This is a genomic window from Streptomyces sp. NPDC051563 (assembly GCF_044454225.1).
Classification (GTDB): Bacteria; Actinomycetota; Actinomycetes; order Streptomycetales; family Streptomycetaceae; genus Streptomyces.
Genome location: NZ_JBITDL010000016.1, coordinates 42,645 through 62,972, shown reverse-complemented (window position 1 = coordinate 62,972; position 20,328 = coordinate 42,645). Strand labels below are relative to the sequence as shown.

The following is a 20,328-nucleotide window of genomic DNA, read 5'->3' as shown; positions in this document are numbered from 1 at the left end:
TGGGGGCGCGGCCGAAGGCCCCCACCGGCCGTCCGCACCTCCGGGGGACCCACGAACAGGAGAACGCACCGTGCTCGAACCGGCGCAGGAGAATCCCTTCCCCGACAGCCACGTCCTCGGCGAGGGCCCCGAGCCGCACCCGCAGCTCCAGCCGGTGCTCGGCCTCATCGGACGCTGGCACGGCCGGGGCAGCGGCGAGTACCCGACCCTGGAGCACGGCTTCCGGTACGAGCAGGAGATCAGCTTCAGCCACGACGGCCGGCCCTTCCTCGTCTACGAGTCCCGCGCGTGGCTGATCGACGGCTCCGGCACGGCCGTGCGGCCCGCGGGCCGGGAGAGCGGCTGGTGGCGGATCCTTCCCGACGCCTCGGTCGAGGTCACGCTCGCCCACCCGACGGGCATCGTCGAGACGTACGTCGGCCGGGTCTCCGGCACGGAGATCGAGATGGCCACCGACACGGTGGGGCTGACCCCGCGGGCCAAGGAGGTCACCGGCATGCGCCGCCGGTACGCGCTCCAGGACGGCGGGCTGACGATCGTGCAGGAGATGGCCGCGGTGGGCCAGCCCATGCAGCACCACCTCCAGGCCCGGCTGTTCCCCCGCAAGGACTGAGCCCGGCCCCGGCGGGCATGCCCGGCCTGTCAGGCCCGTCCGCCTGACCCGCCCGGCCCGCCTGACCGCCCGCCTCTGCTGTCAGCCCCGTCCGGCTGTCAGTCCCGTCCGGCTGTCAGTCCGCGTACCGTGCGCGCAGTGCGTCCAGCGCCGCCGCGGTCGCCTCGTCGAAGGTCAGGCCCAGCCGCCGCGCCCGCTCCGCGTAGGCCTGTGCGGCGGTGGCCGCCTCCCGGGCGGGACCGTCGCCGGAGGCCGCCACGAAGCTGCCCGCCCGGCCGCGCGTCTCGATCACGCCGTCCGACTCCAGCGCCCGGTACGCCTTCGCGACCGTGTTCGCCGCCAGCCCCAGGTCCTCCGCGAGCCCGCGGACCGTCGGCAGTTTGAACCCGGCGGGCAGCCGGCCCGCCCGCGCACCGGCGGCGATCTGGGAGCGCAGCTGCTCGTAGGGGGCGGCGGCGCCCGCCGCGCCGTCGATGCGGATCTTCAGATGCGGAGAAGTCGAGGTCACGCGGGCGATTGTCCCCCATCCGCCGGGAAATTCGCAGGCGCACGGAGCCCTGCCGCCCCTACCGTCGCCAGGTGATCACAACCATCCGGGATCTGCGCCCGAACGACCTGTCCGACGCCGAGTCCGTCGTACGGGTGCGCCGCGCCGCCCTCCCCTTCATGATCAGTACCGCCCGCGGGGTGGCCTTCGAACTGGCCTCCGCCCACCCCGACAAGCGCTACCGCCTGCTCGTCGCGGAGAACGCCGACGGCCTGGTCGTCGGCACCGCCCAGGTCGGGATCGTGTACGACAGCCCCGAGCCCGGCCAGGGCTTCGTCAACGCCTACGTCGACCCCGCCCACCGCGGCCTCGGCGCCGGGGCCGCCCTGCTGGGCGCGGCCGAGGAGCACCTGGCGGCCGCGCGCGCGAAGGACGCGTACGCCTGGGTCCTCGACGAGCCCCCGCACCGCGCCTTCGCCGAACACCGCGGCTACCGCGCCTCCCGCTCCGCCCACTTCCTGCGCCTCGACCTCGCCGCGGCCGGCCTGCCGGCGCTTCCTGGGGAGCTGCCGGACGGGGTCGAGCTGCGCCCCGGGACGGCCTTCACCGCCGATCCGCGGCCGCTCTTCGAGGCCGACGCGGCGGGGACCCTGGACGAACCGGGCGACGTCCCGGTGGAGTTCGACGACTACGAGGACTGGCTGCGGGGCACCTGGGAGCACCCGTACCTCGACCGGGAGCTCACCACCGTGGTCCTGGTGGACGGCGAGGTGGCGGGCTTCACCGCCGCCCACACCGACGGGGCCGGACGCTACTCCTCCGCCATGACCGCCGTCCTGCGCACGTTCCGCGGCCGGGGACTGGCCCGGCTGGCCAAGACCGACTCGCTGCTGCGGGCCCGTGCGGCCGGCTGCACCGAGGCGTTCACCGGGAACGACACCGGCAACGCCCCCATGCTCGCCGTCAACGCCCGGTTCGGGTACGAGGTCTGCGCCACGGAGACCCGCTTCGCCAAGCAGCTGTGACAACGGGAGGCGCCACGATGCAAGGAGACACCGCGATGACCGGACGACTGACGGTCGCCCTCACCAAGGCGGGCCGTACGAAGATCCGTTACCCGGCCGAGCTGGTGGCCGACACGGGCACCCGGATCACCGTACGGGCCCCCTGGGCGGCCCCCGGGGTGCGCGACTTCGGCTTCGTCCGCTTCGAGCCGGGCGACGTGTTCACCGAGCACTTCTGGCGCGACCGCTGGTACGCGGTCAAGGAGGTGCGGACGGCCGGGGGCGTGCTCAAGGGCTGGTACTGCGACGTGACCCGGCCGGCCGCGGTGGCCGACGGGGTGATCCTGGTCGAGGACCTGGACCTCGACCTGTGGGTGTCCGCCGACGGAAGCTCCGTACTGCGGCTGGACGAGGACGAGTTCGCCGCGAGCGGGCTCGCCGGCACCGATCCGGGGGCGGCCGCCCAGGCGGTACGGGCCCTGGACGCACTGGAGGCCCAGGCCCGATCGGCGGCCGGTCTGGCGGCGCTCCTCACGTGAACCGGGGCTCCCCCGGGGGCTGTGCGGCCGCTTCCTGTGGGCCCGCTTAGTGGCTCCTTAACGGGGCCCTAAGGATCGGCTCCAGGGCCCCGAACCCCGTGGAACCCGGCTTCCGGACGGTTAGTTTGGCTGGGCCAGGGAGGGCCGGAGGCGGCGCCGCGAACCCGTGAGGGGCGGCGCCGCACAGCCCCGGTCCTCCGGCGCACCCACGACCCGCGCAGCCCTGTGCCGTGCCCAGAGGAGATTCACCATGCCCGCACGCCGTACCGCCGCCCGCATCGCAGCCGGACTCGCCCCGCTCGCGGTGGCCGCGTACGCCGTCGCCCCGGCGGCCGCCCACGGTTCGATGACGGACCCGGTCAGCCGGGTTGCGGCGTGCTACGCGGAGGGCCCGGAATCCCCGAAGTCGGCGGCCTGCAAGGCGGCGGTCGCGGCGAGCGGCGCGCAGGCGTTCTACGACTGGAACGCGGTGAACATCGCCAACGCGGCCGGCCGGAGCAAGTCCCTGATCCCGGACGGACAGCTGTGCTCCGCGGGCAACGACAAGTACCGGGGGCTGGACCTGGCGCGCGCCGACTGGCCGGCCGGCCCGATGGCGGCGGGCGCGCACACCTTCCGCTACAAGGGGACCGCCCCCCACAAGGGCTCCTTCGAGCTGTACGTGACGAAGGACGGCTACGACCCGTCGAAGCCGCTGAAGTGGTCCGACCTGGAGCCGGCGCCCTTCGTGAAGGTCACCGACCCGGGGATGCAGAACGGCGACTACGTATTCTCCGGCACCGTCCCGAACAAGACCGGCCGGCACCTGATCTACAGCATCTGGCAGCGCTCGGACAGCCCGGAGGCCTTCTACAGCTGCTCGGACGTGGTCTTCGGGAAGGACAACGGCGGGGGCGGCACGGGCGGGGGCGGCACGGGCGGGGGCGGCACGGGCGGGGGCGGCGGCAGGCCCACCGCCGGGCCCACGGCCAGGCCGACCTCGAAGCCGGGCACGAAGCCGACTTCGGTGCCCTCGGAGCGGCCGTCCACGCTCCCCGCGGAGGTTCCCTCGGCGCCCACCGACGAGCAGATCTCGCTGGGTGCCTCGAAGTCCACGGTGGAGCACGGCGGCCACGGGGACAACGACCCGAAGACCAACGGCGGCGCCCCCTCCCCGGTCCCCTCGCAGAGCGGGACCCACCTCGCCGAGACGGGTGGCAGCAGCGCCACCCCGGTGATCGCGATCGCCGGGGCCGGTGTGCTGGCCGCCGGCGCGGCCGTGCTGTTCGGGCTGGCCCGCCGCCGGGCGACCCCGGGCCGCCACGGCCGCTGATGCCGGGGCGGGCGGCCCGGCGGGGCCGCCCGCCGCCGTCAGGAGAAGACCGACGCGCAGGTGGTGCGTTCGGCGTGGGCCGGGTCGAGGGCGTTGGCCGCCTCGTGCCAGGCGATCCGGTCGGTGAGCCCGATGGCCACGTGCTCCGAGAGGTCCACCGCGCACAGGTCCTGGAGCAGCACGTTGCGGACGTTGGATCCGCTGAGGAACTGGCTCCGGTACGGGGTGACCACCTCGTCGTACCGGGTGGCGATCACCGTGTACGCGACGCCGGGGACGGTGTCCCCGCCCGCGTTCAGCTTGTTCTGGAAGGGCGATCCGGCGATCTGGTCGGCGAGGCCCGGGGTGGCCCCGCTGATCAGGTCCCCGGCTCCGGGGAAGTACGGCAGGAGCTTGGTGAGGCCGAGCAGGGTCGTCCCGTGGTTGTCGGGGGCGAGTCCGACGAGGGCGTTGACCTTGGCGGCGCCGCCGAGGAACTTCAGGTAGTAGCGCGGCATCATGCCGCCCTGGGAGTGGCCGACGATGTCGGTCTTCGCGGCTCCCGTGGAGGCGAGCACCCGGTCGACGAAGACGTCGAGCTGGCCGGCGGACTGCTCGATGGGGCCGAGCCCGTTGAAGAGGGGGACGCCGGGCAGTTGCCCGTAGTCGAGGGAGTAGACGCAGTAGCCCCGCTGTACGAGGTACGGGGCGAAGCCGAGCCAGTTGTCGACGGAGTTCCCGAAGGTTCCGTGGACCAGCACGACGGGCCGGGGGTGGGCGGCGGACGGTTTGCAGGACCAGTTGTTCCAGCCGCTGCTCGGCGCCGAAGCGGCCGTGGCGGCTCCGGTGGGTGCGACGAGGGCGGCGGCGGTCAGGGCGAGGACGGCCAGCGGGCGGAGCAGGCGTCTCCAGGGCAGCATCGTGTGATCTCCTTGCGGCTCAAGGGGAGTAACGAGGGATGGCGCGGGAAGTACGTGGGGGTGCATCCCGTGATCCGGATCACAAGGGGGTGCTGCAGCCGCTAAATTACGGGCGAGTAGCAAAACTGGGAAGTTACGCGTCGGTAAAAAATCCGCGCTGCGTCCCTCGGCCCACCCCGACGGCCGTCATCCGTTCGGCCCTCCCCTGCTGCGCCGGGCGCCCGGTACGCCGAGCGTGTGAGACATGACCCAGTCCCCCCACGCAGAGCCAGGGCAGTCCGGCGGATTCCTCGCCGAGATCAAGGACGCCGTCACCACCCGGGCCGCTCTCCTGGTCCTGGGCGTACTGGCGCTCCAGCTCGCCTTCATCACCTCGTACGTCGGGGCCTTCCATCACCCCAAGCCCAGCGAGATCCCGATCGCCGTGGCCGCGCCCGCCCAGCCGGTGGCCGTACAGACGGCGAAGCAGCTCTCCGCGCTGCCGGGCAAACCCCTCGACCCTCGTGCCGTCCAGGACGAGGCGACGGCGCTGCGGCAGATCCAGAACCGGGACGTGGACGGCGCGCTGGTCATCGACCCGGCCGGCACGACCGACAAACTGCTGGTCGCGAGCGGGGCCGGAGCCTCGCTCTCCCAGGCCGTCGAAGAGGTCGTCGGCCTCGTCGAGAAGAGCCAGGGCCGGACCGTCCGCATCGTGGACGTGGCCCCGTCGGCCGCCGGCGACGGGCGCGGCCTGAGCTCGTTCTACCTGGTCGTGGGCTGGTGCGTGGGCGGCTACCTGTGCGCCGCGATCCTCGCGATCAGCGCGGGCGCCCGGCCCGCGAACATCCACCGCGCCGTCATCCGGCTCGGCGCCCTGCTCGTGTACTCCATCGCGGCCGGACTGCTCGGCGCGGTGATCGCCGACCCGGTCCTGGGTGCGCTGCCGGGCAGCATCTGGGCCCTGTGGGGGCTCGGCACCCTCGTCGTCTTCGCCGTCGGCGCGATCACCCTGGCCTTCCAGGGCCTCGCGGGCGTGGTCGGCATCGGCCTGGCGATCCTGCTGGTGGTGGTGCTCGGCAACCCGAGCGCCGGCGGCGCCTACCCGTACCCGCTGCTGCCGCCCTTCTGGAAGGCCATCGGCCCGTGGCTGCCACCGGGCGCGGGCACCTACGCCGCCCGCTCGATCGCGTACTTCAAGGGCAATGACATCACCGGGCCGCTGCTGGTCCTGAGCGGCTGGGCGGTGCTCGGCTCCGCGATCACGCTGGCCTGTGCGGCGGGCCGCCGGGGCAAGGCGGGAGCGGCCGTCGGCAGCGGGCTCCCCGAGGGACCTGACGCCCTCCCGGAGAGGGAAGCCGTGCGATGAACAATCCCATCCACGTCCGCAACCGCCAGGGCCCGGCCGAACAGGCCGTCTCCGTCAAGCGGATGGAGCCCAGCGCGCAGGCGCAGCTGGGTGCCCTCGGCCTCACCGGCTTCATCGTCGTCACCACCATCGCGACCGGCATCGACGCGGGCGTCTTCCCCGAGAAGCTCGGCCACTCCGTGCTGCCGCTGGTCGGCTTCTTCATCGGCGGGCTCGCCCAGCTGCTGGCCGGACTCTTCCAGGCGCAGCGCGGTGACACCTGGCACGCGACCGTCTTCGGCGGCTTCGGGCTCTTCTGGATGGCGAAGGCCTGTCTGCTCCAGTGGGTGCTGCCCGCCACCGATCCGGCGCTGCGCGGCGACGTGAGCGGGCTGTTCACGCTGCCGTGGGTGTTCGTGGTGTTCGTACTGTGGATCGGCAGCTGGCGGATCCACCTGGTGCTGCTGTCCACCTTCACGTGCGTGCTGGTGGTGTTCGTGGCCATGACCGTCAGCGGGTTCACCGGCTCGGTGATCTGGAACCGGATCACCGGCTGGAGCGGGCTGCTGGCCGCGCTCGGAGCCACGTACCTGCTCGCCGGGCAGATCATGGCGAGCACCTGGGGCCGCCAGGTGCTGCCGATGGGCCGCTTCCTCGCCCCCGAGGAACACCCGGAGGCGTGAGCGCCGCATGAACACGGGCTCATGATCACGACGCTCGCGGTGGAGAACTACCGCTCCCTGCGCAGACTGGTCGTCCCCCTCGGCCGGCTCACCGTGGTGACGGGCGCCAACGGCACGGGCAAGTCCAGCCTGTACCGGTCGCTGCGGCTGCTGGCCGACTCCGCCCGGGGCGGCGCCATCGCGGCGCTGGCCCGGGAGGGCGGTCTGCCCTCCACCCTGTGGGCCGGCCCGGAGAAGCTCGGGCGGGCGGTGCGCGAGGGGCGGTACGCCGTCGAGCCGACGGTCCGCTCCGAACCGGTGAGCCTGCGGCTCGGCTTCGCCGGGGACGAGTTCGGCTACGCGGTGGACTTCGGCCATCCCGCACCGGTTCGCGGCTCGCTCTTCGGGCTGGACCCCGAGATCAAGCGGGAGTGCACCTGGGCCGGTCCGGTCCTGCGCCCCGCGGCCCTGCTCTCGGACCGTGCCGGGCCCGCCGTGCGCACCCGTACCGCCGACGGCGGCTGGCACCGCACGCACGGCGCCCTGCGCCCGTACGACTCCATGCTCAGCGAGCTCGCGGACCCGCAGCTGGCCCCCGACCTGCTGGCCCTGCGCGAGCTGATCCGCTCCTGGCGGTTCTACGACCACGTCCGCACGGACGCCGACGCCCCCTCCCGCACCCCGCGCGTCGGAACCCGTACGCCGGTGCTCGCCGCGGACGGCTCCGACCTGCCGGCCGCGCTCCAGACGATCCGGGAGACCGGCGACCACGCCGCGCTGGATACGGCCGTCGAGGCCGCCTTCCCCGGCAGCACCGTGGCCGTCGCCGAACGGGACGGCCGCTTCGAACTGGAGCTGCACCAGCACGGGCTGCTGCGCCCGCTGGGCGCGGCCGAACTCTCCGACGGCACCCTGCGCTACCTGCTGTGGACGGCCGCCCTGCTGACCCCGCGCCCGCCCGCCCTGATGGTGCTCAACGAACCGGAGACCAGCCTCCACCCGGACCTGCTGGGCCCGCTCGCGGACCTGATCCTGACGGTGGCCCGGAACACCCAGACGGTGGTGGTCACCCACGCCGCCCCGCTGGCCGACGCCCTGGCCGCAGGAGTCCACCGCCACCGCGTGGACCTGCGGACCATCACCCTGCTCAAGGACTTCGGGCAGACCGAGGTGGCGGGCCGCGAGGGCCCCCTGGACGAACCGCTCTGGTACTGGCCCAAGCGGTAGCCGCCCGTCGGGCTCAGCCGATCTCCACCACCCGGGCCCCAGGCCCAGCACACCGAAATCGGCGAGCGTGCCGAGCAGCACGTCCATGCGGTCCCACCGGCCGGCGGCGAAAGTCGCGGCAGCCTACCCCGCCCGGTGGACCACCTCGCCCGCGACCACCACGGTTTCGGCCACCGTTCCGGGGATCTGTTCCGGGGCCACCGCGAGGATGTCGCGGGAGAGGATCACGAAGTCGGCCGCCTTGCCGACCGTGAGCGAACCCCTGTCGTCCTCGAGGAAGTTGGCGTAGGCCGAGCCCATCGTGTAGCCGTACACCGCCGCCCGGGCGTCCACCGTCTCCTGCTCCTGCCAGGGGTCGCCGCCGCCCAGGGGGCGCCGGGTCAGCGCCGTGTAGATGCCGATCATCGGGTCCATCTCGGCGACGTTCCAGTCGCTGGAGAAGGCCAGGACGGCGCCCGCATCGGCGAGGCTCCGCATCGGCCATGCCTTGTGCCAGCGGTCCTCCCCCACGTTCTCCGCCCAGTCCTGGCCCGGACCGGCGATCTCCGGCGCGCAGTGCCGGGGCTGCATGCAGGCCACCACGCCGAGCTGCGCGAAGCGGGGTACGTCCTGGGGGTCCAGGCATTCCACGTGCACCACCTGGTGGCGGGCGTCGCGCGGGCCGTTCACCGCCCGTGCGTGCTCGACGGCGTCGAGGACGGTGCGGATGCCCCGGTCGCCCGTGGCGTGGACGAAGCACTGGAACCCGCGCGCGTCCAGCCGGGCGAGCAGCCCGGCGAACTCCTCCGCCGGGTAGAAGGTCTCGCCCCGGTGCGAACCGCAGCCGGTGTACGGCTCCAGCAGGGCGGCCGTGCGCGGCTCCACGACGTCGTCGATGTAGAGCTTGAGGGGGCCGACCCGGAGGCGGTCCCCCGCGTACACCTTCGCGGCGGCCTCGAAGAGGTCGAGGTCCTCCTCGGTGGTGCCGCGCGGGTGGAACAGCGCGGCGACGATCCGCGAGCGCAGCCGGCCCTCGGCGCGCGCCCGGTCGTACAGTTCCAGGTCGTCGAGGGAGTTCTGCGGCTCCACGACGGTGGTGATGCCGAAGCCGATCGCGTCGTCGAGGCTCTTGGCGAGGCGGCCGTACTGGCGGTCCGGGGAGGCCCACGGCACGCCCAGGTCGCGCAGGGCGCGGTGGCCGTCGCGGGAGAGCCCCTTGATGGCGAAGTCCTTGACGAATCCGGTGGGTTCACCGGTCTTCGGGTCCACGGCGGCCGTGCCGAACGGCAGGTCGGTACGGTCCTTCGCGACGCCGAGCCGGTGCATGGCCGCCGTGTTCAGCCAGGCCGTGTGGACGTCGTACGAGAGCACGATCGCGGGGGTGTCCCCGGTGACCGGGTCCAGGTCGGCGGCGGTGGGCATGCGGCCGCCGGGGATCGCCGAGTAGTCGAAGGCCTCGGCCTCGATCCACTCGGCGTCGGGATGGGCCTCGCGCCACGCACCGATCCGGTCGAGGATCCCTTCGAGCGTGCGCACCCCGGCGAGCTGCACGCACGCGTCGTCGGAGCCGAGCCGGACGTGGTTGTGGGCGTCGATGAACCCCGGCAGTACGAGCCGGCCGCCCGCGTCGATCCGCTCGGTGTCCGGGCCCGCCCAGTCGGCGGCCTCCGCGTCCGGCCCGACCCAGACGATCCGCCCGTCGCGCACGGCGAGGGCTTCGGCCTCGGGCAGCTCGGGGTCGACGGTGTGGATGCGGGCTCCGGTGAGGAGCAGATCGGCGGGGGCGGCGTGCGACATGGGGTGGTGCTCCTGTGCAGAGGGGGTACGGGGCAAAAAGGGGCAGCGGACGGCGGCCGGCGGGCGGTGGGCCCTCAGGCGGCCGGGGCGTACGCGGGGACGCGCCGGGCGAGGGCCCAGTACGTGAGCCCGGAGACCACCGAGCCGAGCAGCGTGAGGTCGGCGCCGCCGAGCGGGGCCACGAGCGGACCGGTCCACAACTCGGAATCGCAGGTCAGGGCGGCGAAGGCCATTCCGGCGAGCAGGGCGGTCATGCCCGCCGGGTGGTAGCCGGAGCGGTACCAGTAGGCGCCCGCGCTCCCGGCGTGCAGGGCGTCGGAGTCGTAGTGACAGCGGCGCAGCAGCATGTCGGCGAGGAACACGCCGCCCCAGGGGGCGAACACGATGATCAGGAGGGAGAGGAAGGACAGCAGCGAGGTGGTGAAGTCGGTGAGGAAGAGCGCGGCGAGCGATCCGGCGGCGGTCACGGCGGCGCTGATCACGATGGCCCGGGACCGGCTCCACGGGATGCCGAGGACCTGGAGGTTCAGGCTGGAGGAGTAGAGCGTGATGATCGAGTTGGTGACGGAGCCGCCCAGCACCAGGGCGAGGAACAGCGGCTGGAACCAGCCCGGCAGCAGGCTCTCGGCCCCGGCGACGGCGTCGGTCATGTCCGTCTGGGTGGCGGCGGCCACACCGGCGATCCCGAGGGCGACCGAGGAGAGGAACCCGCCGAGCGCGCCCATCCAGGTGATCGACTTCAGCGTGGTGGTGCGGGGCAGGTAGCGGGTGTAGTCGGCGGGCATCGGCAGGTACGAGAACGGCCCGGCGAGCATCACCACGAAGGCCAGGCTCCAGCCGGACAGGCCCGGGGCCAGGGCACCGGCCGGGGCGGTGGTCTCGGTGCCGGGCAGGACGAAGACGAGCAGGGCGCCGAAGCCGACGGCCAGGACGTAGGCCATCCAGCGCTCGGCGAACTGCACGGTGGCGTGGCCCCACATCGCGACGGCGAAGGTGAGCGCGAGGGTGATGCCGAGCGCGAGGGCCCGGACCAAGGTGCCTTCGCCCAGGCCGACCTCGGCGAAGAAGACCTCCAGGGCCAGGGTGCCGACGACGGTGTTGACGATGGTGTAGCCGATGCTCACCACCCAGTTGAGGACACCGGCCGGCCAGTTGCCCCGCACGCCGAAGGCGGCCCGGGAGATGACCAGGGTGGCGGTGCCGGTGCGGATGCCGCTGAGGCCGGCGGCGCTGACCGCGAAGAAGGACAGTCCGCTGATCACGACCACGGCGGTGGCCTGCCAGAAGCTGAGGCCGAAGGCGACTGCGAGGGCTCCGTTGATCACGTAGGTGAAAGTCAGGTTGGAGCCGAACCAGAGCCAGAAGAGGTCCTTGGCCCCGCCGTGGCGCTCCGCGTCGGGGATGGGGTCGATGCCGTGCGTCTCGACTCTGAAGACTTCGTCGACGTCGGCCGTCGTCTCCTGGTGTGCCATGCGTCTGCCCCTGATCTCCGACCCGGTGAACCGCGAAACCGACCTTGAACGGCGTTCTAAGTTCTTGAATGGCATTCAAGATGCGCCCCCGACCGGGACCCCGTCAAGACCCTGTCCGGGATAAGGTCGGCCCACGAAGATCGGGAAGGCGGCACCAGTGGCGGGAGCGGCACGGCGGCGCGACGGGCGGATCGCCCAGGAGCGGATGCTGGAAGAGGCCATGGCGGCGATCGCCGAGGACGGGCTGGCGACGCTCACCATGTCCGCGCTCGCCGAACGGCTCGGCACCAGCGGCGGCCACATCCTGTACTACTTCGGCAGCAAGGACCGGCTGCTGCTGGCCGCCCTGAACTGGAGCGAGCAGCAACTGACCGCGGAGCGGACCCAGTTGCTGGGCCGCCGGCTCACCGCCCACCGCAAGCTGGCGCTCTTCGTGGAGCTCTACCTGCCCCTCGGCCCCCGCGATCCGCGCTGGACGCTCTGGATCGAGCTGTGGGCCCGCATCCCCTCGAACGAGCCGCTGCGCGCCGCCCAGCAGGAGATCGACGACGGCTGGCAGCGGGACCTGGAGGCGCTCCTCGCCAAGGGTGTGGAGCAGGGCCGCTTCGCCGCCGGGCTGGACGTCCCCGCCCGGGCCTCGGAGCTGCTGGCGCTGCTCGACGGGCTCAGCACCCGGGTGGTGCTGGGCGAGCGCGGCGCCGACCGGGCCACCTCCCTGGAGCGCGCCCGCTCGGCGGCGGCCCTGCTGATCCCGCACATCTGATCCCGCACGCTTGATCCCGCACGCCCGGGCCCGCCGGCACCTCTGACCGCCGAGGCCGCGAAGGCCGCGAAGACCTCCCCCGGCCTCCCCCGGCCTCCCCCGGGCATGTGGAAAGCCCGCCCGGGCCTTAGCGCCCCGGACGGGCTTTTCCGCTCCTTAGCGGAGGTCTTCAGGAAGAAGAAGGGTCGACCCTCTCGGGGTTACTTCTTCTTGGCGGCGGCCTTCTTGGCCGGGGCGCCCTCGGCGTTGCCGTAGTAGGCCTGGCGCATGAGCTGCTTCAGGTCGTCGATCATCGGCATCCGCGGGTTGGCGGGGGCGCACTGGTCGGCGTAGGCGTTCATGGCCTGGGTCGGCAGGGCCTCGATGAAGGCCTGCTCGTCCACGCCCTCCTCGGCGAAGGAGGAGGTGATCCCGCACTTGCTGCGGAGCTCCTCGACGGCCTTGGCGTAGGACTCGACGCCCTCGGCGGCCGTGGCGGCCGGCAGGCCCAGCATCTTCGCGATCTCCTGGAAGCGCTCCGGCGCCCGGTAGACCTCGGCCTTGGGCCACGGGGTGGCCTTGTGGGTGACCGTGCCGTTGTGACGGATCACGTGCGGCAGGAGCAGCGCGTTGGTGCGGCCGTGGGCGACGTGGAAGGTGTTGCCCAGGGTGTGCGCCATGGCGTGGACCATGCCCAGGAAGGCGTTGGCGAAGGCCATGCCCGCCACCGTGGAGGCGTTGTGCATCTTCTCGCGGGCCTCGGGGTCGTTCGGACCGTCGACCACGCAGCGCTGCAGGTTTTCGAAGATGAGCTTGATGGCCTGGAGGCACAGACCGTCGGTGTAGTCGTTCGAGTACGCGGAGACGTAGGCCTCGGTGGCGTGCGTCAGGGCGTCGAAGCCGGAGTCGGCGGTCACCTTGGGCGGGAGGCCCATCGGCAGCATCGGGTCGACGATGGCGACGTTCGGGGTCAGCGCGTAGTCGGCGAGCGGGTACTTCTGGGCCGCTGCCGGGTCGGAGATGACGGCGAACGGGGTGACTTCGGAGCCGGTGCCCGAGGTGGTCGGGATGGCGACCATCTTGGCCTTCTCGCCGAGCGAGGGGAACTTGTAGGCGCGCTTGCGGACGTCGAAGAACTTCTCCTTCGTGTCGGCAAACTCGACCTCCGGGCGCTCGTACATCAGCCACATGATCTTCGCGGCGTCCATCGGCGAGCCGCCGCCGAGGCCGATGATCGTGTCGGGCTTGAAGTCGCGCATCATCGCGGCTCCGGCCTGGACCGTGGAGAGCTCCGGGTTGGGCTCGACGTTGTCGATGATCTGGATCGACACGGCGCCCTCGCGGGCCTGCAGGATGTCGACGACCTTCTGCACGAAGCCGATGGAGACCATCGTCTTGTCGGTGACGATCGAGACCCGGCTGATGCCATCCATCTCGCCGAGGTAGCGGATGGAGTTGCGCTCGAAGTAGATCTTCGGCGGGACCTTGAACCACTGCATGTTGGTGTTGCGCCGTCCGATCCGCTTGACGTTGATCAGGTTGACCGCGGTGACGTTGTTCGACACCGAGTTGTGTCCGTACGAGCCGCAGCCCAGGGTGAGCGAGGGGAGGAAGGCGTTGTAGACGTCGCCGATGCCGCCGAAGGTGGAGGGCGAGTTGGCGATGACGCGGATCGCCTTGACCCTCTTGCCGAACTCCTCGACGAGCTCCTCGTCCTCGGCGTGGATGGCGGCGCTGTGGCCCAGTCCGTGGAACTCCACCATCGCGGCGGCCAGTTCGAGGCCGTGCTCGGTGTCCGAAGCCTTCAGGCAGGCCAGGATCGGGGAGAGCTTCTCGCGGGTCAGCGGCTCGTTCTCGCCGACCTCGTTGCACTCCGCGAGGAGGATCGAGGCCTCCGCGGGGACGGTGAAGCCGGCCTGCTCGGCGATCCACTGGGGGGACTTGCCGACGACGTTCGGGTTCAGCTTGGCGCCGTTGGCGTCGGCCGCGTAGGCGGTGGTGCCGAAGACGAACTGCTCCAGCTTGGTCTTCTCGGCGGCGGAGACCACGTGGGCACCGAGCCGCTTGAACTCGGCGAGGCCCGCTTCGTAGATCTCGGTGTCGAGGATGACGGCCTGCTCGGAGGCGCAGATCATGCCGTTGTCGAAGGCCTTGGAGAGCACGATGTCGTGGATCGCGCGGCCGAGCTTGGCGCTCTTGTGGACGTACGCCGGGACGTTGCCCGCGCCGACGCCCAGGGCCGGCTTGCCGCACGAGTACGCGGCCTTGACCATGGCGTTTCCGCCGGTCGCGAGGATGGTGGAGACGCCCGGGTGGTTCATGAGGGCGCCGGTGGCCTCCATGGAGGGGGCGGTGACCCACTGGACGCAGTTCTCGGGGGCGCCGGCGGCGACGGCGGCGTCGCGGACGATCCGGGCGGCCTCGGCCGAGCAGTTCTGCGCGGAGGGGTGGAAGGCGAAGATGATCGGGTTGCGGGTCTTCAGGGCGATCAGCGCCTTGAAGATCGTGGTGGAGGTCGGGTTGGTGACCGGGGTCATCGCGCAGACGACGCCGACGGGCTCGGCGATCTCCGTGATGCCGTTCAGCTCGTCGCGGCGGATGACGCCGGCGGTCTTGAGCCCGCGCATCGAGTTCACGACGTGCTCGCAGGCGAAGAGGTTCTTGACGGCCTTGTCCTCGAAGAGGCCGCGGCCGGTCTCCTCGACCGCCAGCTGGGCGAGCTCGCCGTGCTGGCTCAGCGCGGCCAGCGAGGCCTTCTTGACGATGTGGTCGACCTGCTCCTGGTTGAACGACGAGAACTGGTCGAGCGCCGTGAGCGCCCCCTGGACCAGTCCATCCACCATCTCGTTCGCCTGCATGGCAGGAACTCCTTCATTTCGACTCAACCTGAACCGCTTTCCTGATGACTCAATTCGACACCCAAAAGCGGAAGCCGCGCCGCCGAAAAAGCCCTTATCCATCAGGCCGAAGGGCCGTTCACACCCGTTCACGCCTCCCCGATCACCCCTCTGACCTGCACCGACATCCCAGGACCTAAGACCCCTGTGCGCTTGTGAAAACTTTCACAAGAATTTCCGACGAAGTGCGCCCTACCGCACTCCTCCCCGAGCGAGCACAATCACGGTGACGAGTCCCGTCGACCGTGAGGGAGGGAGCGCGTGCGCAGTCAGGTGCGCGTCGCGGACGGACGGAATCTGACGTGGGAGCGCTGGGGCGACCCCGGCGGCAAACCCGTTTTCCTGCTCCACGGCACGCCCGGCAGCCGCCTGGGCCCCGCCCCCCGGGGCATGGTCCTCTACCAGCGCCGGGTCCAGCTCATCGCCTACGACCGCCCCGGCTACGGGGGCTCCGACCGCCATCCGGGCCGCACCGTCGCCGACGTGGCCACCGAGGTGGCCGCCATCGCCGACTCCCTGGGCCTGGAGCACTTCGCCGTGGCCGGCCGCTCCGGCGGCGCCCCCGGCGCACTGGCCTGCGCCGCCCTGCTCCCCCACCGGGTCACCCGGACCGCCGCACTGGTCTCCCTGGCCCCCCGGGACGCCGAGGACCTGGACTGGTTCGAGGGCATGTCCCCCTCGAACGTCCGGGAGCACTCCACCGCCGGCCGCGACCCCGAGGAACTCGCCGCCCGGCTGATCCCGCGCGCCGCCGGGATCGCCAAGGACCCCGGGCGGCTCCTGGACGAGCTGCGCCGCGAGCTCACCGACAGCGACCGCATGATCGTCGCGGACGCGGGGCTGCGGGCCATGCTGCTGCGCAATTACCGCGAGGGGGTCCGCACCTCCGCCTACGGCTGGATCGACGACGCCATCTCCTTCAGCAGCCCCTGGGGCTTCGACCCGGCGGACATCCGCTGCCCGGTGATGATCTGGCACGGAGAGCTCGACGTGTTCTCCCCCGTGGGCCACTCCCGCTGGCTGGCCGGCCGCATCCCGGGCGCCACCACGAACATCGACCCGGCCGCCGCGCACTTCGCGGCGCTGCACGCCCTGCCCGACGTCCTGACCTGGCTGCTCAGGGAGGTGCCCGCGCCTCCCGTCAACGAACAGCAGCCGGCGTAGGAGGGGTCCGGCCCCCGCAGGACCCGTCGGCCGAGCCGGTCCGGCGACGCCCGGCGCGGGGCCGCCCCGGGCCGCTCCGGCACCCCGCGCGCCCCCGGCGCCCCATGGGGATTCCTCGCCGAACCGGCTCGCCCCGACCGCCGGGCATGTACTCGTGGAGCACCAACCCAACCAGTGCGAAACCAAAGACAGTTCGGCATGCCCATTCGCATACGGCGCGCTAAAGTCCGCGGTGCAGACAACACCGTGCACCGCCAAGTCGTCCGTCCTGCCGGGCGACTTGCTGCCCGATGATTCCCAACACCACGATCCAGTCGCGAGGTAGGCCACGCCACGGCCCCTCCACCCCGGGCCGCCCACAGCCCGCTCCGGCACGACCGAGGAACTGTCGTCTCTCCCGATCGGGGTCGACCGGCCCCGGTGAGGAGCGATGAACGTGGACACCACAACGGATCCCGAGAAGGATCCCCACCCTGCCCCGAAGCCCGGGACCGGGAAGAAGAGGAAGCGGAAGCTCGTCACCCACGCCCTCGGCTGGCTGACGCTCCAAGCACTGGGCGGCCTGATCCGCCGGTGGATAGAAGGGATGTAACAGGCATCCAGAGAGGTCAGAAGCCCGGAACCCGCCGCAGCACCGGCACGCCGTCACCGCCGTTCCGGGGTGACGGCCCGGCCGCCCCGGCGGCCTGCGAATGGAAAGGATCTTGCCGTGAGGCAAACGGGCGAATACCGGGCCCGGGCGAATTCGATCATGTTTGCCAGAGCCGCCCGATCGGCCCTGAACAGGACATCATTCTGTAACAACGTCCTGCGCAGTTCGGCACGCCGATCACCGGCCGGGAAGGTAAAGTCCGCGCCAGACAGTGGCTTATCGCCCGTGTCAACCCCTCCCATTCCCCATGACCTCCCCGAGGACGGCGTCATGAACACCTCCGCCACCCGCCCGGCCAGCACCGTCGCTGCCTCCCGCGTCCCGCTCGACCGGATCGACGTCCGCGGTGCGCGCGCGGCCGCCACCCTGGGTCGCGTCCTCCCGACGGAATCCGGCCGAAAGGTTCAGACGCCCATCTTCAACTCTGCACTCTGACGAAGAACTCGGCGCTCTAGACTGGTGGAATGACCGGCCTGATCGCTTTTCGCGAGATCGTCCTGAAAGTTCACAGCAGATGCGATCTTGCTTGTGATCATTGCTACGTCTACGAACACGCAGATCAGAGCTGGCGCGCCCGGCCCAAAGTGATCTCCCCCGAGGTGATCGCCCAGACCGCGTCGCGCCTCGCCGAACACGCAAGGACACACGCACTCCCCTCCGTCACGGTCATCCTTCACGGAGGGGAACCGCTTCTCGCGGGCACCGCCCGGCTCCGGCTCGTGTGCGAGGAATTCACCCGCGCCCTCGACGGCATCGCCGCCCTCGACCTGCGCATGCACACCAACGGTCTCCAGCTCAGCCGCCGTTATCTCGGCCTCTTCGCGGAATTCGGCGTCAGCGTGAGCGTCTCCCTCGACGGGGACCGCGCGGCCAACGACCGCCACCGCCGCTTCGCCGACGGGCGCACCAGCCACCCCCTGGTCCTGGCCGCCGTGGACCTCCTGCGCACCGAGCCCTACCGCCACCTGTACCAGGGCCTGCTCTGCACCATCGACGTGGCCAACGATCCCGTGGCCGTCCTCGACGCCCTGGTCGAACTGGCGCCGCCGCGCGTGGACTTCCTCCTCCCGCACGCCACCTGGCAGACGCCCCCGGTCCGCCCCGACGAGGCCCCCGACACCTACGCGCGCTGGCTGCTGCGGGTCTACGACCACTGGGAGCACCTCGGCCGCCCGGTCCCCGTACGGCTCTTCGACTCGCTGTTCTCCACCCTGGCCGGCGGCCCCAGCCTCACCGAGTCGCTCGGCCTCGCGCCCACGGACCTCGTCGTGGTGGAGACCGACGGCAACCTCGAACAGGTCGACTCCCTCAAGAGCGCCTTCGAAGGCGCCGCCGCCACCGGGTTCAACGTCTTCGACCACCCCTTCGACCTGGTCGCGGCCCATCCCGGGGTCCGCGCCCGGCAGCTGGGCCTGGCCGGCGTCAGCGACACGTGCCGCCGGTGCCCCGTCGTACGTTCGTGCGGAGGCGGGCTCTACACGCACCGCTACAAGGCCGGCCCCGGGGGCCCTTCCGGCCCGGAAGCCGCCGGGAACTTCGACAACCCCTCCGTCTACTGCACCGACCTGCGCGAGCTCGTCGACGGCGTGGAGGGCCGTACGAGCACCCGCGCGAGCGCGCCGGAACTCTCCGACCCGGCCGAGCTGGCCGGCTCCCAGGAGCAGCTCACCCGGGACCTGCTCGCCCTCTTGAACGACCGCCGCACGGGTGATTCCGAGTGGGAGCGGGCCTGGCGGGTGCTGGGCGCCGTGGAGCGGGCCGGGCAGGCCGGCGCGGCCGCGCTGGACGCCGTACTGGCCCACCCCTTCACCCGGACCTGGGTCATGGCCTGCCTCGATCCCGGGCAGCAGGGCCCCGACGCCCCGCCGGCCGCCGGTGCGGCCCGCAGGCTGACCGCGCTGGCCGCCGCCGCCGTACTGCGCGGCGGGCTCGACCTGCCCGCCGAGGTCGTCTACCGGGACGGCGAGGTCTACCTGCCGACGCTCGGCCTGCTGCGCCTGGGCGAGCCCGGCACCGAGGGGCGGGCCACCCTGCACGCCGCCGACGGGGGGTACGCGGTCCGCGAGCAGGGCCGCCCCGAGCACCGCTTCGGGCCCGCCGCGGGTGACGCGCGCTGGCAGCCCGTACGCACCTGGTCGCCCGGGCCGGACGCGGCCCCGGTGGCGCTGGAGGACCTGGATCCGCACCGCAACTGCTTCGCCCGCCCGCCCAGGCTGCGGCTCGGCGCCGGGGAGGCCGAGGAGTGGCGCGAGCGGCTCGACGCGGCGTGGGCGCTGCTGCACGCCTCGGTGCCCGGGTTCGCGCGGGCGGCCGCCACCGGGCTGACCACGCTGACCCCGCTCGCGGGCGGCCCCCGGGCCCGCGGCTGGGGCGAGGCGGGGCGGCACGGTCCGGGTGCGCTGGGAGTGCCGTACGCGGCCGGGGTGGCGGAGACCGCGCTGGCCCTGCTGACCGGGCGGCGGCGGGCCGGGCTCCAGGCGCTGACCGAGGTGGCCGACCTGTACGCGCTGGACGGGGAATGGCAGCACCCCTCGCCGTGGCGGGAGCACCCGGTCCCGGTGTCCCGGCTGCTGGCCGACGTCCACGAGCGGGTGGCCGTGGAGGCCTACCGGCGGGCGACCGCCACCGCCGAGCCGGGCGGGCTGGACCGGATCAACCGGGCGCTGGACCGGCTGTCGGGGGCGGCGGAGCTGACGAGCACCGGCAAGCGGCTCGTGGAGCAGCTCCGCTGGGAACTGAAGGCGGTCGACGCGTGACGGGGGGGCCCGCCGCCCCGCTCCGCGCGCTCGGCGTCCGGCCCGGCGCCCGCCTCCTGGTGCACGCCTCGCTCGGCGGTACCGGTCTGCGCGCCGGGGAGCTGCGTGACGCCCTCCTGACCGCCGTCGGCCCGGCGGGCACCCTCGCGGCGCCGGCCTTCACCCCGCAGAACTCCAAGACCTCCACGGCGCACCTGGCGCGCATCGCGGGCCTCTCCGGGGAGGAGGTCCGGGCCTTCCGCGCGCGGATGCCCGCCTTCGACCCGGAGCGCACCCCGAGCCACGGGATGGGGGTGCTGGCCGAGGCCGTGCGCACCGCCCCGGGAGCGGTGCGCAGCGGGCATCCGCAGACCTCTTTCTCCGCGGTCGGCGAAGGTGCCCGGGAACTGTGTGCGGAACATCCGCTGACCAGCCATTTGGGCGAGGAATCACCCCTGGGAAAGATGTGCGGGGAGGGATGGGAGGTACTCATGATCAATGTGGGATTTTCCGTCTGTACCGCTTTCCATCTCGCGGAGTATCGAATTCCGAAGCCCCCCTTGCGCATGTACGAGTGTGTGGTGAAGGTGAACCTTCCGGGGTCTTCAGGGGGGCAGCCCGAAGGGCCGAAGCGGGAAGGGTGGACCGCGTACGAGGACATCGCGCTGGATGACAGCGATTTCGCCGAGATCGGCAGGGCGTTCCCCGAAGCCGGGATACGCCGGGGGCGGATCGGGGGGGCATCGACCATGCTCTTCGCCCTTCCGCATGCCGTCGATCACGCGCTTGAATGGATGACCGAAAACAGACGCTGATTGAC

At 72.2% G+C, this 20,328-nt stretch carries 18 protein-coding genes; 13 read left to right on the top strand and 5 right to left on the bottom strand.

Annotation, left to right across the window (positions count from 1 at the left end; all coding sequences use genetic code 11):
• The first annotated feature begins 70 nt into the window (after window positions 1–70).
• Window positions 71–613 (top strand): FABP family protein, encoded by a 543-nt coding sequence (locus tag ACIA8F_RS20220; RefSeq protein ID WP_399380480.1) that lies wholly within the window; start codon window positions 71–73, stop codon window positions 611–613.
• A gap of 115 nt (window positions 614–728) precedes the next feature.
• Here ACIA8F_RS20220 and ACIA8F_RS20215 read toward each other — a convergent pair whose 3' ends face one another.
• Window positions 729–1,121, bottom strand: a complete 393-nt coding sequence (locus tag ACIA8F_RS20215) for a GntR family transcriptional regulator (protein WP_351379374.1) — start codon at window positions 1,119–1,121, stop codon at window positions 729–731.
• Window positions 1,122–1,192: 71 nt separating this feature from the next.
• Here ACIA8F_RS20215 and ACIA8F_RS20210 point away from each other — a divergent pair, with 71 nt between their 5' ends.
• The 3 genes from ACIA8F_RS20210 (at window position 1,193) to ACIA8F_RS20200 (ending at window position 3,955) form a co-directional block, all read left to right on the top strand.
• Window positions 1,193–2,125 carry a GNAT family N-acetyltransferase gene (locus ACIA8F_RS20210; RefSeq protein ID WP_399380478.1) on the top strand — a complete coding sequence of 311 codons (933 nt, stop codon included), beginning with the start codon at window positions 1,193–1,195 and terminating at the stop codon, window positions 2,123–2,125.
• 35 nt (window positions 2,126–2,160) lie between these two features.
• Window positions 2,161–2,643, top strand: coding sequence for a DUF402 domain-containing protein (locus tag ACIA8F_RS20205; RefSeq protein ID WP_399380476.1), 483 nt, complete (start codon window positions 2,161–2,163; stop codon window positions 2,641–2,643).
• Window positions 2,644–2,893: 250 nt separating this feature from the next.
• A complete protein-coding gene (locus ACIA8F_RS20200; protein WP_399380474.1) occupies window positions 2,894–3,955 on the top strand; it encodes a lytic polysaccharide monooxygenase in 1,062 nt (353 codons plus the stop codon).
• Between the two features lie 38 nt (window positions 3,956–3,993).
• Here ACIA8F_RS20200 and ACIA8F_RS20195 read toward each other — a convergent pair whose 3' ends face one another.
• Window positions 3,994–4,854: an esterase/lipase family protein gene (locus tag ACIA8F_RS20195; protein ID WP_399380472.1), complete on the bottom strand. Its 861-nt coding sequence runs from the start codon at window positions 4,852–4,854 to the stop codon at window positions 3,994–3,996.
• A 244-nt stretch (window positions 4,855–5,098) separates the two neighbouring features.
• On the opposite strand from ACIA8F_RS20195, the gene ACIA8F_RS20190 reads away from it, so the two are divergent.
• From ACIA8F_RS20190 to ACIA8F_RS20180, 3 genes are read left to right on the top strand one after another with little or no spacing between them, the layout of a single operon-like run.
• Window positions 5,099–6,202, top strand: a complete 1,104-nt coding sequence (locus ACIA8F_RS20190) for a DUF3533 domain-containing protein (protein ID WP_399380470.1) — start codon at window positions 5,099–5,101, stop codon at window positions 6,200–6,202.
• Window positions 6,199–6,864 (top strand): acetate uptake transporter, encoded by a 666-nt coding sequence (locus ACIA8F_RS20185; RefSeq protein ID WP_399380468.1) that lies wholly within the window; start codon window positions 6,199–6,201, stop codon window positions 6,862–6,864. Before ACIA8F_RS20190 ends, ACIA8F_RS20185 begins: the two co-directional genes overlap by 4 nt.
• Window positions 6,865–6,885: 21 nt before the next feature.
• Entirely contained in the window at window positions 6,886–8,070 is a 1,185-nt protein-coding gene (locus tag ACIA8F_RS20180; protein WP_399380466.1) for an AAA family ATPase, read from the top strand.
• A 123-nt stretch (window positions 8,071–8,193) separates the two neighbouring features.
• Here ACIA8F_RS20180 and ACIA8F_RS20175 read toward each other — a convergent pair whose 3' ends face one another.
• Window positions 8,194–9,846 carry an amidohydrolase gene (locus ACIA8F_RS20175; RefSeq protein ID WP_399380464.1) on the bottom strand — a complete coding sequence of 551 codons (1,653 nt, stop codon included), beginning with the start codon at window positions 9,844–9,846 and terminating at the stop codon, window positions 8,194–8,196.
• A 74-nt stretch (window positions 9,847–9,920) separates the two neighbouring features.
• A complete protein-coding gene (locus tag ACIA8F_RS20170) occupies window positions 9,921–11,318 on the bottom strand; it encodes a purine-cytosine permease family protein (protein WP_399380462.1) in 1,398 nt (465 codons plus the stop codon).
• Window positions 11,319–11,475: 157 nt separating this feature from the next.
• On the opposite strand from ACIA8F_RS20170, the gene ACIA8F_RS20165 reads away from it, so the two are divergent.
• Entirely contained in the window at window positions 11,476–12,081 is a 606-nt protein-coding gene (locus ACIA8F_RS20165) for a TetR/AcrR family transcriptional regulator (RefSeq protein WP_399380460.1), read from the top strand.
• Window positions 12,082–12,281: 200 nt separating this feature from the next.
• On the opposite strand, the gene adhE is transcribed toward ACIA8F_RS20165, so the two are convergent.
• Window positions 12,282–14,918 (bottom strand): bifunctional acetaldehyde-CoA/alcohol dehydrogenase, encoded by a 2,637-nt coding sequence (gene adhE / locus ACIA8F_RS20160; RefSeq protein WP_399380459.1) that lies wholly within the window; start codon window positions 14,916–14,918, stop codon window positions 12,282–12,284.
• A gap of 300 nt (window positions 14,919–15,218) precedes the next feature.
• Between adhE and ACIA8F_RS20155 the strand changes: the two genes are divergently transcribed.
• The 5 genes from ACIA8F_RS20155 to ACIA8F_RS20135 all read left to right on the top strand — a co-directional run bounded on the left by ACIA8F_RS20155 (window position 15,219) and on the right by ACIA8F_RS20135 (window position 20,323).
• Window positions 15,219–16,121 carry an alpha/beta fold hydrolase gene (locus ACIA8F_RS20155; RefSeq protein ID WP_399380458.1) on the top strand — a complete coding sequence of 301 codons (903 nt, stop codon included), beginning with the start codon at window positions 15,219–15,221 and terminating at the stop codon, window positions 16,119–16,121.
• A gap of 436 nt (window positions 16,122–16,557) precedes the next feature.
• The gene (locus ACIA8F_RS20150) at window positions 16,558–16,713 is read left to right on the top strand and encodes a hypothetical protein (RefSeq protein ID WP_399380457.1); all 156 of its coding nucleotides are present in this window, start codon (window positions 16,558–16,560) and stop codon (window positions 16,711–16,713) included.
• A 330-nt stretch (window positions 16,714–17,043) separates the two neighbouring features.
• Window positions 17,044–17,208: an FxSxx-COOH cyclophane-containing RiPP peptide gene (gene fxsA, locus ACIA8F_RS20145; RefSeq protein WP_399380455.1), complete on the top strand. Its 165-nt coding sequence runs from the start codon at window positions 17,044–17,046 to the stop codon at window positions 17,206–17,208.
• Window positions 17,209–17,237: 29 nt separating this feature from the next.
• The gene (gene fxsBH, locus ACIA8F_RS20140; protein ID WP_399380453.1) at window positions 17,238–19,529 is read left to right on the top strand and encodes a radical SAM/SPASM protein FxsBH, inactivated beta-hydroxylase extension form; all 2,292 of its coding nucleotides are present in this window, start codon (window positions 17,238–17,240) and stop codon (window positions 19,527–19,529) included.
• Between the two features lie 59 nt (window positions 19,530–19,588).
• Entirely contained in the window at window positions 19,589–20,323 is a 735-nt protein-coding gene (locus ACIA8F_RS20135) for an aminoglycoside N(3)-acetyltransferase (protein WP_399380451.1), read from the top strand.
• Window positions 20,324–20,328: the final 5 nt, after the last annotated feature.